At 68.2% G+C, this 14,722-nt stretch carries 15 protein-coding genes; 13 read left to right on the top strand and 2 right to left on the bottom strand.

Annotation, left to right across the window (positions count from 1 at the left end):
* Positions 1 to 134: 134 nt before the first annotated feature.
* From ACIP4X_RS06515 to ACIP4X_RS06465, 11 genes are all read left to right on the top strand, one after another.
* Positions 135 to 1,541, top strand: a complete 1,407-nt coding sequence (locus ACIP4X_RS06515; RefSeq protein WP_358729298.1) for an MraY family glycosyltransferase — start codon at positions 135 to 137, stop codon at positions 1,539 to 1,541.
* 302 nt (positions 1,542 to 1,843) lie between these two features.
* On the top strand, positions 1,844 to 2,290 hold the full coding sequence (locus ACIP4X_RS06510; protein ID WP_358729299.1) for a hypothetical protein: 447 nt from the start codon (positions 1,844 to 1,846) through the stop codon (positions 2,288 to 2,290).
* Positions 2,291 to 2,515: 225 nt separating this feature from the next.
* Positions 2,516 to 3,337: a F0F1 ATP synthase subunit A gene (atpB, locus tag ACIP4X_RS06505; protein ID WP_225075586.1), complete on the top strand. Its 822-nt coding sequence runs from the start codon at positions 2,516 to 2,518 to the stop codon at positions 3,335 to 3,337.
* Positions 3,338 to 3,411: 74 nt separating this feature from the next.
* Positions 3,412 to 3,642: an ATP synthase F0 subunit C gene (gene atpE, locus ACIP4X_RS06500; protein ID WP_073889576.1), complete on the top strand. Its 231-nt coding sequence runs from the start codon at positions 3,412 to 3,414 to the stop codon at positions 3,640 to 3,642.
* 41 nt (positions 3,643 to 3,683) lie between these two features.
* Positions 3,684 to 4,226 carry a F0F1 ATP synthase subunit B gene (locus ACIP4X_RS06495; RefSeq protein WP_358729300.1) on the top strand — a complete coding sequence of 181 codons (543 nt, stop codon included), beginning with the start codon at positions 3,684 to 3,686 and terminating at the stop codon, positions 4,224 to 4,226.
* Positions 4,227 to 4,228: 2 nt separating this feature from the next.
* Positions 4,229 to 5,044: a F0F1 ATP synthase subunit delta gene (locus ACIP4X_RS06490; RefSeq protein WP_358729360.1), complete on the top strand. Its 816-nt coding sequence runs from the start codon at positions 4,229 to 4,231 to the stop codon at positions 5,042 to 5,044.
* Positions 5,045 to 5,185: 141 nt separating this feature from the next.
* Positions 5,186 to 6,778, top strand: coding sequence for a F0F1 ATP synthase subunit alpha (gene atpA, locus ACIP4X_RS06485; protein ID WP_358729301.1), 1,593 nt, complete (start codon positions 5,186 to 5,188; stop codon positions 6,776 to 6,778).
* A 21-nt stretch (positions 6,779 to 6,799) separates the two neighbouring features.
* Complete coding sequence (locus ACIP4X_RS06480) at positions 6,800 to 7,717, top strand: F0F1 ATP synthase subunit gamma (RefSeq protein WP_358729302.1); 918 nt, start codon at positions 6,800 to 6,802, stop codon at positions 7,715 to 7,717.
* Positions 7,717 to 9,153: a F0F1 ATP synthase subunit beta gene (gene atpD, locus ACIP4X_RS06475; protein ID WP_391457021.1), complete on the top strand. Its 1,437-nt coding sequence runs from the start codon at positions 7,717 to 7,719 to the stop codon at positions 9,151 to 9,153. The genes ACIP4X_RS06480 and atpD overlap by 1 nt, the downstream gene beginning before the upstream one ends.
* A gap of 109 nt (positions 9,154 to 9,262) precedes the next feature.
* Positions 9,263 to 9,637, top strand: coding sequence for a F0F1 ATP synthase subunit epsilon (locus ACIP4X_RS06470; RefSeq protein ID WP_358729304.1), 375 nt, complete (start codon positions 9,263 to 9,265; stop codon positions 9,635 to 9,637).
* A gap of 131 nt (positions 9,638 to 9,768) precedes the next feature.
* Complete coding sequence (locus ACIP4X_RS06465; protein ID WP_100568036.1) at positions 9,769 to 10,215, top strand: DUF2550 domain-containing protein; 447 nt, start codon at positions 9,769 to 9,771, stop codon at positions 10,213 to 10,215.
* A 65-nt stretch (positions 10,216 to 10,280) separates the two neighbouring features.
* Here the strand turns inward: ACIP4X_RS06465 and ACIP4X_RS06460 are convergent, their stop codons facing one another.
* Both ACIP4X_RS06460 and ACIP4X_RS06455 read right to left on the bottom strand, forming a co-directional pair.
* Positions 10,281 to 12,110: a glycoside hydrolase family 18 chitinase gene (locus ACIP4X_RS06460; RefSeq protein WP_358729305.1), complete on the bottom strand. Its 1,830-nt coding sequence runs from the start codon at positions 12,108 to 12,110 to the stop codon at positions 10,281 to 10,283.
* A gap of 253 nt (positions 12,111 to 12,363) precedes the next feature.
* A complete protein-coding gene (locus ACIP4X_RS06455; protein ID WP_358729306.1) occupies positions 12,364 to 12,936 on the bottom strand; it encodes a cob(I)yrinic acid a,c-diamide adenosyltransferase in 573 nt (190 codons plus the stop codon).
* Between the two features lie 288 nt (positions 12,937 to 13,224).
* On the opposite strand from ACIP4X_RS06455, the gene ACIP4X_RS06450 reads away from it, so the two are divergent.
* Together ACIP4X_RS06450 and ACIP4X_RS06445 are read left to right on the top strand one after the other, a co-directional pair.
* Positions 13,225 to 14,073: a 3-hydroxyacyl-CoA dehydrogenase family protein gene (locus tag ACIP4X_RS06450; RefSeq protein ID WP_358729307.1), complete on the top strand. Its 849-nt coding sequence runs from the start codon at positions 13,225 to 13,227 to the stop codon at positions 14,071 to 14,073.
* Between the two features lie 145 nt (positions 14,074 to 14,218).
* On the top strand, positions 14,219 to 14,542 hold the full coding sequence (locus ACIP4X_RS06445; protein ID WP_358729308.1) for an STAS domain-containing protein: 324 nt from the start codon (positions 14,219 to 14,221) through the stop codon (positions 14,540 to 14,542).
* Positions 14,543 to 14,722: the final 180 nt, after the last annotated feature.

Below are 14,722 nucleotides of genomic sequence, written 5' to 3'. Positions count from 1 at the left end.
GGTAGCAGAACGCCCGTACAAAACCGTACACAGCCACACGTGCAACCATCGTCGCTACCCGGAAGTCCCCATACATATGCCTGCGTCGCTAGGGTGTGGGGCTGAGAAGGCCAGCGAGACCTGTGGGGAAGCCTGTGCGTGAATACCTGCTGACGCTCTGCATCACGGCCGCGGTGACGTATCTGCTGACAGGGCCGGTACGCAAGTTCGCGATCGTTGCGGGGGCGGTGCCGGAGATCCGGGCACGTGACGTGCACCGGGAGCCCACTCCCCGGCTCGGCGGTATCGCGATGTTCTTCGGACTGTGCGCGGGACTGCTGGTCGCCGACCACCTCACCAACCTCAACGACGTCTTCGAGAAGTCGAACGAGCCGCGCGCGCTGCTCTCCGGCGCCGCCCTGATCTGGCTGATCGGCGTCCTGGACGACAAGTTCGAGATCGACGCCCTGATCAAGCTGGGCGGCCAGATGATCGCGGCCGGCGTCATGGTGATGCAGGGCCTCACGATCCTCTGGCTGCCCGTGCCCGGCGTCGGCACGGTCGCGCTCACCCAGTGGCAGGGCACCCTGCTCACGGTCGCCCTGGTCGTCATCACCATCAACGCGGTGAACTTCGTCGACGGCCTCGACGGCCTGGCCTCCGGCATGGTGTGCATCGCGGCCGCCGCGTTCTTCATGTACGCCTACCGGATCTGGTACTCGTACGGCATCGAGGCCGCCGCCCCCGCGACCCTCTTCGCGGCCGTCCTCATGGGCATGTGCCTGGGCTTCCTGCCGCACAACATGCATCCCGCGCGGATCTTCATGGGCGACTCGGGGTCCATGCTGATCGGCCTGGTCCTGGCGGCGGGCGCGATCTCGGTGACCGGGCAGATCGACCCGGACGTGATGAAGCTGTTCTCCGGCTCCGAGCGCAACGCGGTGCACCAGATGGTGCCGGTCTACATCCCGCTGCTGATGCCGCTGACGATCATCGCCATCCCGGCCGCCGACCTGATCCTGGCCATCGTGCGGCGCACCTGGCACGGCAAGTCGCCGTTCGCCGCCGACCGCGGTCATCTGCACCACCGCCTGCTGGAGATCGGCCACTCGCACAGCCGGGCCGTGCTGATCATGTACTTCTGGGCGGCCCTGATCGGCTTCGGCGCGCTCGCCTACTCGGTCAAGTCGGCGTCCATGTGGATCGTGCTGGGCATCGTGGTGCTCAGCTTCATCGGCCTGGTGCTGCTCCTGCTGCCGCGCTTCACGCCGCGCGCCCCGCGCTGGGCCGAGCAGTTCGTGCCGCCCCGCTACCGGCGCCGCCGGGCCGCGGTCCCGGACGCCTCCACGCCCGCGACGGCGTCGTCCGCGCCGTCCGAGGCTCCCGGGTCCCCAGCCTCCCGCGCGTCCGAGGAGAGCCCGGCGCAGGGGGAGACGCCCGTCGCGGCGGGCGTGGGTGTCCGTGCCGGTGGGACCGGCGGTGTCAGCGGTGTCAACGGAGCGACCGCCGTGGGAGCCCGTTCGCGGGTCCTGGACGGGCGGAAGGCCGGAACGTCGCGCTGACGGCGCCAAGGTAAGAATCTGACTAAGGCGTTGCCAACCCGTGGGACGCCAAATCCCCCCAATACCGTGCGAACAGGTCTGGATTTTGCACAGAAGTGCGGCTGTACTCTCACGTGTGAGGGTCAGCACACCCATGAGGTAAAGACCTCATCAAATAGTTTGTGATACCGTTCACGAGTATCCCGGACAGCCGAAGGGCCACAGTGCGAAGGTCCTGGTGGGGCCGAGGTTTCCCCCTCGGCACCGGGACTACGCTCGTCCCATGACGACGCCCTGCCCCCTGTGAATGCGGAGTTGCCGCGATGCCGTCCAATGACGCCCGGATCCTGGCCGAGGCCGCTGTGCCCACAGCCGCCGTCGGTGTGGTCGCCGCCGTCATCAGCGGTGTGGTCGCGGGTGGCAAGGGGGCGATCGGCGCTGTCGTCGCGACCGTGATCGCGATCCTCTTCATGGGGATCGGACTCTACGTCCTGCAGCGCACCGCCAAGTCGCTTCCGCACCTTTTCCAGGCGATGGGCCTGATGCTCTACGCGGCGCAGATCCTGCTGCTGTTCGTCTTCATGGCCGTGTTCAAGCACACGACGCTGTTCAACCCCAGGGCCTTCGCCTTCACGCTGGTCGCTGCCACACTGGCATGGATCGCGGCGCAGACGCGGGCCCATATGAAGTCCAAGATCCTTTACGTCGAGCCCGACTCGGCTCCGTCCACGGCCGACGAGAAGTCCCAAAAGACGGAGCGCTCGTCGTGAGCGGTAGGGCCGGGATAAGGACGCACGAGAGATCCTGCTATCGTCCGGTGCCAACTGCGGCATCGCGGGCGCGGGCATCCGAGCTGACGCCTGTTCGATCGCGAGGCGAGATGCCCCACTGCCGCCCCCACATCCGTAACACCAGTCCCGTGCCGAACCGCGGCCTCGCGCCGCGCCGACACAACGAGGTTGCCGTACCTATGCGCCACGCTGAAGGAGCCCGCGGTGAGTGCTGACCCGACGCAGGTGCTCGCCTTCGAGACCGACTGCCACATCTTCGCCGGCTGTGGCTTCCCCGCTCCGGGCCTGCACTCGTTCCTGTTCGAGCCCCTCTGGGGCAACGCGGACAGCAACCTGTACTTCAACAAGCCGATGCTGCTGGCGCTGCTCGGCTCCATCATCGTCGTCGGATTCTTCTGGGCGGCCTTCCGCAGGCCCCAGGTCGTGCCGGGCAAGCTCCAGATGGTTGCCGAGGCGGGCTACGACTTCATCCGGCGCGGAGTCGTCTACGAGACGATCGGCAAGAAGGAAGGCGAGAAGTACGTTCCACTCGTCGTCTCCCTGTTCTTCTTCATCTGGATGATGAACCTCTGGTCGATCATCCCGGTCGCCCAGTTCCCGGTGACTTCGATCATCGCGTACCCGATCGTGCTGGCCCTGATCGTCTACGTCCTGTGGGTCTCGCTGACCTTCAAGCGTCACGGTTTCGTGGGCTTCTTCAAGAACGTGACCGGCTACGACAAGTCGCTGGGCCCGGTGCTCCCGCTGGCCATGCTCATCGAGTTCTTCTCGAACCTGCTGGTCCGGCCCTTCACCCACGCGGTCCGGCTCTTCGCGAACATGTTCGCGGGCCACACGCTGCTGCTGCTCTTCACGATCGCCAGCTGGTACCTGCTCAACGGCATCGGCATCGCCTACGCGGGCGTCAGCTTCATCATGACGATCGTGATGACGGCCTTCGAGCTCTTCATCCAGGCACTGCAGGCGTACGTCTTCGTCCTCCTGACCTGCACGTACATCCAGGGCGCGCTCGCAGAGCACCACTGAGCACCCCGCAGAGCAACCCCCTGATCGTCCGGTGGCCAACCCCCACCGGTCCGTAAAGAAAAGGAAGAACTGGCATGTCCCAGACCCTTGCCGCTGTTTCCGGCTCGCTCGGCTCCGTCGGTTACGGCCTCGCTGCCATCGGTCCCGGCGTCGGCGTCGGCATCATCTTCGGTAACGGCACCCAGGCCCTGGCCCGCCAGCCCGAGGCCGCCGGCCTGATCCGCGCCAACCAGATCCTCGGCTTCGCCTTCTGTGAGGCGCTCGCCCTGATCGGTCTGGTCATGCCGTTCGTCTACGGCACCTGATTCGCCGATCAGCGAAAGCTTCCTAGACGAAAGGCAATGACATGAGCCAGCTGCTCATTCTGGCGGCCGAGACGGAAAACCCCCTCGTCCCGCCGATCCCCGAGCTCGTCATCGGCCTGCTCGCCTTCGTCATCGTCTTCGGTCTCCTCGCCAAGAAGCTCCTCCCGAACATCAACAAGGTTCTGGAGGAGCGCCGCGAGGCCATCGAGGGCGGTATCGAGAAGGCCGAGGCCGCGCAGACCGAGGCCCAGAGCGTCCTTGAGCAGTACAAGGCTCAGCTCGCCGAGGCCCGCCACGAGGCCGCTCGCCTGCGCCAGGAGGCGCAGGAGCAGGGCGCCACGCTCATCGCCGAGATGCGGGCCGAGGGCCAGCGTCAGCGCGAGGAGATCATCGCCGCCGGTCACGCCCAGATCGAGGCCGACCGCAAGGCCGCCGCGTCCGCGCTCCGGCAGGACGTCGGCACGCTGGCCACCGAGCTGGCCGGCAAGCTCGTCGGCGAGTCCCTCGAGGACCACGCCCGCCAGAGCCGTGTGATCGACCGCTTCCTCGGCGAGCTCGAGGAGAAGGCCGAGGCGACTCGATGACCATGCACGGAGCCAGCCGTGAGGCGCTGAGCGCCGCACGGGAGCGTCTGGACGCGCTGACGGACTCCACCTCCGTGGACGCCGGCCGGCTCGCCGACGAACTGGCGGCCGTCACCGCGCTGCTCCACCGCGAGGTGGGTCTGCGTCGGGTCCTGACCGACCCGGCGCAGTCCGGCGAGGCCAAGGCCACGCTGGTGCAGCGCCTGCTCGGTGCGCAGATCGGCGGCACGGCCACCGACCTGGTGTCCGGCATGGTGCGTTCCCGCTGGTCGCAGCCCCGCGACCTGGTCGACACGCTGGAGGAGCTGGCGGACGTCGCCGACCTCACGGCGGCGCAGCGGGACGGCACGCTCGACAACGTCGAGGACGAACTGTTCCGCTTCGGCCGGATCGTCTCCTCGAACACCGGGCTGCGCGCGGCCCTGACCGACCGCGCCGCGGCCGCCTCGGCCAAGAAGGAACTGCTGCGCCGGCTGCTCGGCGGCCGCACGGCCGCGACGACCGAGCGTCTGGTGACGCGCCTTGTGACGGCGCCGCGGGGACGTAGCCTGGAAGCGGGACTGGAGTCCCTGACCAAGCTCGCCGCCGAACGCCGCAACCGCATGGTCGCGGTCGTCACCTCGGCGGTCCCGCTGAGCGACACGCAGAAGCAGCGCCTCGGCGCGGCCCTCGCCAAGCTCTACGGCCGCCAGATGCACCTCAACCTCGACGTGGACCCCGACGTCCTCGGCGGGATGCGGGTGCAGGTCGGCGACGAGGTCATCAACGGCTCCCTCGCGGACCGGCTCGAGGACGCCGCCCGCCGCATGGCGAGCTAGCAGCAACTCAAGACGCAAGACGTACACGACGGCCCTGGTTGGGCCGTGCAGAGGATTCACCTCTTATTGGGGGGAGTCCCCGACTCGTGGAATACCCCCCAAGTGAAACTTCGGGCCCAACAAGGAGAGCAGGGAACCCAGATGGCGGAGCTCACGATCCGGCCGGAGGAGATCCGGGACGCGCTGGAGAACTTCGTCCAGTCGTACAAGCCGGACGCGGCCTCGCGCGAGGAGGTCGGTACGGTCACCCTTGCCGGCGACGGCATCGCGAAGGTCGAGGGTCTTCCCTCGGCCATGGCCAACGAACTGCTGAAGTTCGAGGACGGCACCCTCGGCCTCGCCCTCAACCTCGAGGAGCGCGAGATCGGTGCCATCGTCCTCGGTGAGTTCAGCGGTATCGAGGAGGGCCAGCCGGTGCAGCGCACCGGTGAGGTTCTGTCCGTCGCCGTGGGCGAGGGCTACCTCGGCCGCGTGGTGGACCCGCTCGGCAACCCGATCGACGGCCTCGGCGAGATCGAGACCGAGGGCCGCCGCGCCCTCGAACTGCAGGCCCCCACGGTCATGCAGCGCAAGTCGGTGCACGAGCCGATGGAGACGGGCTACAAGGCCGTCGACGCCATGACCCCGATCGGCCGCGGCCAGCGTCAGCTGATCATCGGCGACCGCCAGACCGGCAAGACCGCCCTGGCCGTCGACACGATCATCAACCAGCGCGACAACTGGCGCACCGGCGACCCCAACAAGCAGGTCCGCTGCATCTACGTCGCCATCGGCCAGAAGGGCTCCACCATCGCGTCGGTCCGGCGCTCGCTGGAGGAGAACGGCGCGCTGGAGTACACGACCATCGTGGCCGCCCCGGCGTCCGACCCGGCCGGCTTCAAGTACCTGGCGCCGTACACCGGTTCCGCCATCGGCCAGCACTGGATGTACCAGGGCAAGCACGTCCTGATCATCTTCGACGACCTGTCGAAGCAGGCCGACGCCTACCGCGCCGTGTCGCTGCTGCTGCGCCGTCCGCCGGGCCGTGAGGCCTACCCGGGCGACGTCTTCTACCTGCACTCCCGCCTGCTGGAGCGCTGCGCGAAGCTGTCCGACGACATGGGCAAGGGCTCGATGACCGGTCTGCCGATCGTCGAGACCAAGGCCAACGACGTCTCGGCGTTCATCCCGACCAACGTCATCTCCATCACCGACGGCCAGTGCTTCCTGGAGTCGGACCTGTTCAACGCCGGTCAGCGCCCCGCGCTGAACGTCGGTATCTCCGTCTCCCGAGTCGGTGGTTCCGCGCAGCACAAGGCGATGAAGCAGGTCTCCGGCCGTCTGCGCGTGGACCTGGCCCAGTTCCGTGAGCTGGAGGCGTTCGCCGCCTTCGGTTCCGACCTGGACGCGGCCTCCAAGGCCCAGCTGGAGCGCGGTCAGCGCATGGTCGAGCTGCTGAAGCAGGACCAGTACCAGCCGATGGCCACCGAGGACCAGGTCGTCTCCGTGTGGGCCGGTACCACCGGCAAGATGGACGAGGTGCCGGTCGCCGACATCCGCCGCTTCGAGAAGGAGCTCCTGGAGTACCTGCACCGCAAGGAGCAGGGCCTCATGACCTCCATCAAGGAGGGCGGCAAGATGTCCGACGACACGCTCCAGGCCGCCGCCGAGGCGATCGCCGAGTTCAAGAAGCAGTTCGAGACGAGCGACGGAAAGCTGCTCGGCGAGGACACCCCGGCCGCTGCCGCCAAGTGACGTAAGGAAGGGACCTGACTCATGGGAGCCCAGCTCCGGGTCTACAAGCGTCGCATCCGATCCGTCACCGCGACCAAGAAGATCACCAAGGCGATGGAGATGATCGCCGCCTCGCGCGTCGTCAAGGCGATGCGCAAGGTGTCGGCCTCCACGCCGTACGCGCAGGAACTGACCCGCGCGGTCACGGCGGTCGGAACCGGGTCCAACACCAAGCACCCGCTGACCACGGAGGCGGAGAACCCGACCCGCGCCGCGGTGCTGCTCCTGACGAGCGACCGCGGCCTGGCCGGCGCCTTCAACTCCAACGCCATCAAGGCGGCGGAAAAGCTGACCGTGCGCCTCGAGGGCGAGGGCAAGCAGGTCGACGCGTACATCGTCGGCCGGCGCGGTGTGGCCCACTACAACTTCCGTGAGCGCAAGATCGCGGAGTCGTGGACCGGCTTCACCGACGAGCCCTCGTACGCGGACGCCAAGACGGTGGCGGCCCCGCTGATCGAGGCCATCCAGCAGGACACCGCGGACGGCGGCGTGGACGAACTCCACATCGTCTACACGGAGTTCGTCTCGATGATGACGCAGACGGCGACCGACGCCCGGCTCCTGCCGCTGCGCCTCGAAGAGGTGTCGGAGGAGTCCGCGGCGAAGGACGAGATCCTTCCGCTGTACGACTTCGAGCCCTCGGCGGAGGACGTCCTCGACGCGCTGCTGCCGCGCTATGTGGAGAGCCGTATCTACAACGCGCTGCTCCAGTCGGCCGCTTCGAAGCACGCCGCCACCCGGCGCGCGATGAAGTCGGCCACCGACAACGCGGGCGAGCTGATCAATACGCTCTCCCGGCTTGCCAACGCGGCCCGCCAGGCCGAAATCACCCAGGAAATCAGCGAGATCGTCGGTGGCGCGAGCGCCCTGGCCGACGCGACCGCGGGGAGTGACAAGTAATGACCACCACTGTTGAGACGGCCACGGCGGCGGGCCGCGTCGCGCGGGTCATCGGCCCGGTCGTCGACGTGGAGTTCCCCGTCGACGCGATGCCGGAGATCAATAACGCCCTTCACGTCCAGGTCGCCGACCCGGCCAACGAGGGGGAGCAGAAGACGCTGACCCTCGAGGTCGCCCAGCACCTGGGTGACGGCATCGTCCGTACGATCTCCATGCAGCCCACCGACGGCCTGGTCCGCCAGTCCTCGGTGACGGACACCGGCTCGCCGATCTCCGTCCCGGTCGGCGACTTCACCAAGGGCAAGGTGTTCAACACCCTCGGTGAGGTGTTGAACGTCGACGCCGAGTACGACGGCGAGCGCTGGCCGATCCACCGCAAGGCGCCGAACTTCGACGAGCTCGAGTCGAAGACCGAGATGTTCGAGACCGGCGTCAAGGTCATCGACCTGCTGACCCCGTACGTCAAGGGCGGCAAGATCGGTCTGTTCGGCGGTGCCGGCGTCGGCAAGACGGTGCTCATCCAGGAGATGATCTACCGCGTCGCCAACAACCACGACGGTGTCTCCGTGTTCGCCGGTGTCGGCGAGCGCACCCGTGAGGGCAACGACCTCATCGACGAGATGAGCGAGTCGGGCGTCATCGACAAGACCGCCCTGGTCTTCGGTCAGATGGACGAGCCCCCGGGCACCCGTCTGCGCGTCGCGCTGGCCGGCCTGACCATGGCCGAGTACTTCCGTGACGTCCAGAAGCAGGACGTGCTGTTCTTCATCGACAACATCTTCCGCTTCACGCAGGCCGGTTCCGAGGTCTCCACGCTGCTCGGCCGTATGCCGTCCGCGGTGGGTTACCAGCCGAACCTGGCCGACGAGATGGGTCTCCTCCAGGAGCGCATCACCTCGACCCGCGGTCACTCGATCACCTCGATGCAGGCGATCTACGTCCCCGCGGACGACCTGACCGACCCGGCCCCGGCCACCACCTTCGCCCACCTCGACGCGACGACGGTTCTGTCCCGTCCGATCTCGGAGAAGGGCATCTACCCGGCCGTGGACCCGCTGGACTCCACGTCCCGGATCCTGGACCCGCGCTACATCGCGGCGGACCACTACAACGCGGCCATGCGCGTGAAGAACATCCTGCAGAAGTACAAGGACCTGCAGGACATCATCGCGATCCTCGGTATCGACGAGCTCGGCGAGGAGGACAAGATCGTCGTCCACCGTGCCCGTCGCGTGGAGCGCTTCCTGTCCCAGAACACCCACGTCGCCAAGCAGTTCACCGGTGTGGACGGCTCGGACGTGCCGCTGGACGAGTCGATCGCGGCGTTCAACGCGATCTGCGACGGCGAGTACGACCACTTCCCCGAGCAGGCGTTCTTCATGTGCGGTGGTATCGAGGACCTGAAGAAGAACGCGAAGGAGCTGGGCGTCTCCTGAGCATCCAGCTCACCCGAGGGGGCGGGTGCGGTCCCGCCCCCTCTTCGCCCCACTAGACTTGTTCGCAACACCCGGCAGGAGAGCCGGGTGGTGACCCGAGGAGCCACTCTTGGCTGCTGAGCTGCACGTCGAGCTGGTCGCCGCCGACCGCCAGGTCTGGTCCGGCGAGGCCACCCTGGTCGTCGCGCGCACCACGTCCGGCGACATCGGCGTCATGCCCGGTCACCAGCCGCTGCTCGGTGTGCTGGAGTCGGGCCCGGTGACCATCCGTACGAGTGAAGGTGGAACGGTCGTCGCCGCGGTGCACGGCGGTTTCATCTCGTTCGCGGACAACAAGCTGTCGCTGCTGGCGGAGATCGCCGAACTCTCGGACGAGATCGACGTCCAGCGCACCGAGCGTGAGCTCGAACGCGCGAAGGCGGAGGGCGACGCTCATGCCGAGCGCCGCGCGGAGGTCCGACTGCGCGCGGCGACGACGGGCTGAACCCAAGCCAGCCGTGCGATGACGTCACTCAGCCGCGGCCGGTACCGGAGCAATCCGGTACCGGCCGCGGCTGAGGTGAATGCGGGTGTTTTTTCCGTTCCATTACCTAGGAGACGAGGAGGTCGGTGTCGATGGTCCTCGCTCTGACTGTGTGCGGGCTGGTGGTCTTGCTCGTGGTGATGGGACTGTTCGTCTTCGGCCTGCGACGCAGGCTCATCCAGCGCTCGGGCGGCACCTTCGACTGCAGCCTGCGCTGGGACGTACCGGAGAAGGCCGACACCAGCGGCAAGGGCTGGAGCTACGGTGTCGCCCGCTACAACGGCGACCGTGTCGAGTGGTTCCGTGTCTTCTCCTACGCGCCCCGCCCGCGCCGCACCCTGGAGCGGGCCTCCATCGAGGTGGCCGGCCGCCGTCTGCCCGAGGGCGAGGAGGAACTCGCCCTGCTCTCCGACGCGGTCGTCCTCACCTGTCTGCACCGCGGCACGCGCCTGGAACTCGCGATGAGCGAGGACGCCTTGACGGGCTTCCTGGCCTGGCTGGAGGCGGCGCCGCCCGGACAGAGGGTGAACGTGGCGTAGGACGGCGAAGAGCGCCCCCGGACCTGGTCCGGGGGCGCTCCGCTGGTCTCGGGACCCGTGGGCCCTTACGACAGACCGCTGTTGATGGCGTTCACCAGCTCGCCGTTGCCGGTGTCACCGCTGAACTCCCAGAAGAAGGCGCCGCCGAGGCCCTGCTGCTTGGCCCAGGACATCTTCGTGCCGATGGTGGCCGGGGTGTCGTAGGACCACCAGTTGTTGCCGCACTTCGCGTAGGCCGTGCCCGCGACGGTGCCGGTGGCCGGGCAGGACGTCTTGAGCACCTTGTAGTCCTCGATGCCCTGCTCGTACGTGCCGTTCGCCGGGCCCGTGGCCGTGCCGCCCGGGGCGTCCTGGGTGACGCCGGTCCAGCCGCGGCCGTACAGGCCGATGCCGATGAGCAGCTTGCTCGCCGGGACGCCCTTGGACTTGTACTTGGCCATCGCGTCGGCGGTGGTGAAGCCGGCCTGCGGGATGCCGTTGTACGAGGTGAGCGGGGAGTGCGGGGCGGTGGGGCCCTTCGCGTCCCAGGCACCGAAGAAGTCGTACGTCATCACGTTGTACCAGTCGAGGTACTGCGCGGCGCCGCCGTAGTCGGCGGCGTCGACCTTGCCGCCGGAGGTACCGTCGGCGGAGACGGCCGCCGTGACCAGGGCACCGTTGCCGAACTTGGCGCGCAGTGCGGCCGCCACGTTCTTGATGGCCGCGGACCCGCTGGTGTCACAGGTCAGACCGCAGGCGTTCGGGTACTCCCAGTCGATGTCGATGCCGTCGAACACATCGGCCCAGCGGGAGTCCTTCACCAGGTCGTAGCAGGACTGGGCGAAGGCCGTCGGGTTCTTGGCCGCGTCCGCGAAGCCGCCGGACCAGGTCCAGCCGCCGAAGGACCACAGCACCTTGATGTTCGGGTACTTGGCCTTGAGCTGGCGCAGCTGGTTGAAGTTGCCGCGCAGCGGCTGGTCCCAGGTGTCGGCGACGCCGCTGACCGACTGGTCGGCGGTGAACGCCTTGTCGTAGTCGGCGTAGGAGTCGCCGATCGTGCACTTGCCGCCGGTGACGTTGCCGAAGGCGTAGTTGATGTGCGTGATCTTGGCGGCCGAGCCGGACGTCACGATGTTCTTGACGTTGTAGTTGCGGCCGTAGATGCCCCACTCGGTGAAGTAACCGAGCCGGACCTTGTTGCCGGGCGGGGGAGTGGTGCCGCCACCGCCGCCGGTCGTGCGCACGGCGACCGAGCCGCTGACCGGGCCGGTCTGGTTGGCGGTGTCGCGGGCCTGGACGCTGTAGGAGTAGTCGGTGCCGGCGGTCAGTCCGGTGTCCGTGTACGAGGTCGTCGTCACGGTCGCGACCGTCCTGCCGTCACGCAGCACGTCGTAGTTCTTGATGCCCTTGTCGTCGGTGGCCGCGCCCCAGGTGAGCTTCACCGAGGTGTCGGTGATGTTGGAGGCGGTCGGGGTGCCGGGGGCGGAGGGCGGGTTGTCGCCGGGTACGGTGCTGCCGCCGTCACAACTGCCGCCGTTGAGCTTGCAGTTGCTCGGGGAGCCGGCGCCGGCGCCGTTGAAGCCGAAGGAGACGGAGGCGCCCGGGGCGAGGGTGCCGTTGTAGGACTTGTTCTTGGCGGTCCAGTGGGTGCCGGAGCTGGTCACGTCCGCGTCCCAGGCGGAGGTGACGGAGGTCCCGGAGGGGAAGTCCCACTCGATGGTCCATGAACTGATGGCGGCGGAGCCGGAGTTGGTCACCGTCCACTTGCCCTCGAAGCCGGTGCCCCAGTCCTGGGTCTTGGCGTAGGTGGCGGTGGCCGTTGTCGCGGCCTGGGCGGAGCCCGCGAGGCCGACAAGGCCGGCCAGCGGGAGCAGCAGGGTCGCGAACCCGGCCGCGGCTCTGTGTCTGAAGCGCATACCGCGCCTCCTCTTTTTATGTCGCCTGCGGGGCGCTACGGCCACCCCTTCGGCGGTGGGGGTTGTGGTCGGGGGCGTGACTGAGCCATCACGCCACCGGTGCCGCGAGAATAGAAAGGTCTGGACCACGGGTCAATAGGTCTGGACCACTAGTCCTTCGCGTCTCGGGTCCCCAACTCCCCTGCCGAAGCAGCCGCTTGGGCCCGGCCTCGCGGGCGGGCCCACAGCCCGGAGCCGATCGGCGCCGGGCCGCTCAGCGTTCGCCGCCCGGCACCCACAGCACGTCGCCGGAGGCCTTGTTGGCCGTGCGCGCCAGGATGAACAGCAGGTCCGACAGCCGGTTGAGGTAGGTCGCGGTGAGCGCGTTCATCGTCTCGCCGTGCTCCTCCAGGGCGGCCCAGGTCGAGCGCTCGGCGCGGCGGACCACCGTGCACGCCTGGTGGAGGAGGGCCGCGCCGGGCGTCCCGCCGGGGAGGATGAAGGAGCGGAGCTTGTCGAGTTCGGCGTTGAAGCGGTCGCAGTCCTCCTCCAGCCGGTCGACGTAGAACTGCTCGACCCGCAGCGGCGGGAACTCCGGGTTCTCCGCCACCGGCGTGCACAGGTCCGCGCCCACGTCGAACAGGTCGTTCTGCACCCGGGTGAGGACCTCGACGATGTCCTCGGCGAGCCCGCCCAGCGCGATCGCGGTGCCGATCGCCGCGTTCGCCTCGTTGGCGTCGGCGTACGCGGAGATCCGCAGGTCGGTCTTGGCGACCCTGCTCATGTCGCCGAGGGCGGTGGTGCCCTTGTCCCCGGTCCTGGTGTAGATGCGCGTCAGGTTGACCATGAGGCCAATCTAGACGCTCCCGGGACGGACGCCGAGCGCCGTTTTCACGGTGGCGCCAACCCGGCCCGAGGGGCGAGGAATTCACGGCCGTGCCCGCCGTACCGGACGTGACGGGTGTCTCACGCCCTGAGACAGTGACACGCATTACTTACGGGTCTCAAGGACCCGGGCGAGCGCTAATGTCCGCACAGGAGCCATGCGTGAGCAGCGGGTGAGCGCCAAGCGCTCACGCAGTCGCGCAGTCCTCGCTCAAGTCGTCGGTGCAGTCGTTTCGAAGGGGAGTCGTCAGTGGCACGGAAGCTCGCCGTCATCGGGGCCGGTCTCATGGGATCCGGCATCGCCCAGGTCTCCGCGCAGGCGGGCTGGGACGTCGTCCTGCGGGACGTCACTGACGAGGCACTGAGGCGTGGCACGGACGGCATCAAGGCCTCGTACGACAGGTTCGTCGCCAAGGGCCGGATGGAGGCGCACGACGCCGACGCCGCCCTCGCCCGCATCACCACGACCACCGACCTGGACGCGGCCGCCGACGCGGACGTGGTGGTCGAGGCCGTCTTCGAGAAGATCGAGGTCAAGCACGAGATCTTCCGCACCCTCGACAAGCTCGTCCGCGAGGACACCGTCCTCGCCTCCAACACCTCCGCCCTCCCGATCACCAAGATCGCGGCCGTGACGGAGCGCCCGGAGCGGGTCGTCGGGGTGCACTTCTTCTCGCCGGTGCCGATGATGCAGCTCGTCGAGCTGGTCCGCGGCTACAAGACCAGCGACGAAACCCTCGCCCGGGCACGGGAGTTCGCCGAGTCCGTCGGCAAGACCTGCATCGTGGTCAACCGGGACGTGGCCGGCTTCGTGACCACCCGGCTCATCTCGGCGCTCGTCGTTGAGGCGACCAAGCTGTACGAGTCGGGCGTCGCCACCGCCGAGGACATCGACCTCGCCTGCAAGCTCGGCTTCGGCCACGCCATGGGCCCGCTCGCGACCGCGGACCTGACCGGCGTCGACATCCTGCTGCACGCCGCCGACAACATCTACACCGAGACCCAGGACGAGAAGTTCGCACCGCCGGAGCTGATGCGCCGGATGGTTGACGCCGGTGACATCGGGCGCAAGAGCGGGCAGGGCTTCTACAAGCACTGAGACCGCACAGGGGCCACTGGGATCACCCGCCGGGGTGAATTCGGTATCGGTTCGCTTACAACCAGCAACCAGATCGCCGCAGAAGCAGTCAGAGGTTGCACAGCCACCGTCACGGAGTACGCCACAGCTTTCACGGGGAGCGCATATGTACATCAGGGGCGACCACGCCGAGCTGGTCGTCGGGGGCCGCCTCGACGTCCGCAGCGCGGCGGACGCCCGTACGGTCCTGCACTCGGCCGTCGACGACGGCGCCGGCGACCTGGTGCTCAACCTGTCCGAGCTCGACTCCTGGGACGCCACCGGACTCGGCGTGATCATGGGTGTCCACCGGCGGGCCGGGCGCTGCGGCCGGCGGCTGGTGCTGCGGGACGTGCCGCCGCAGATGCAGCGCCTGCTGGTGGCCACCCGCCTGCACCGCATCCTCGCCATCGAGGGCGGCATCGGCGTCGAGTCCCTGCCCCGCGTCTAGGCGAGCACCTTCCAGCCCGGACCGAACAGGTGTGAACCGGGCGACGGGGGAGGCCCGGGCGCACGTCGGCGAACCGTACGTGGTGCGCAATCCTCATGAGACCGTGACGTCTCGGACCACGCGGTACCCCGGCCTGTCGTGGATACTGGCCGAAGGTTTAGGGTTCGGTCGCCCGCAGCT

Source organism: Streptomyces sp. NPDC088817, from assembly GCF_044750345.1.
Taxonomy (GTDB): Bacteria; Actinomycetota; Actinomycetes; order Streptomycetales; family Streptomycetaceae; genus Streptomyces.
This window is presented reverse-complemented; position numbering and strand designations above follow the sequence as displayed.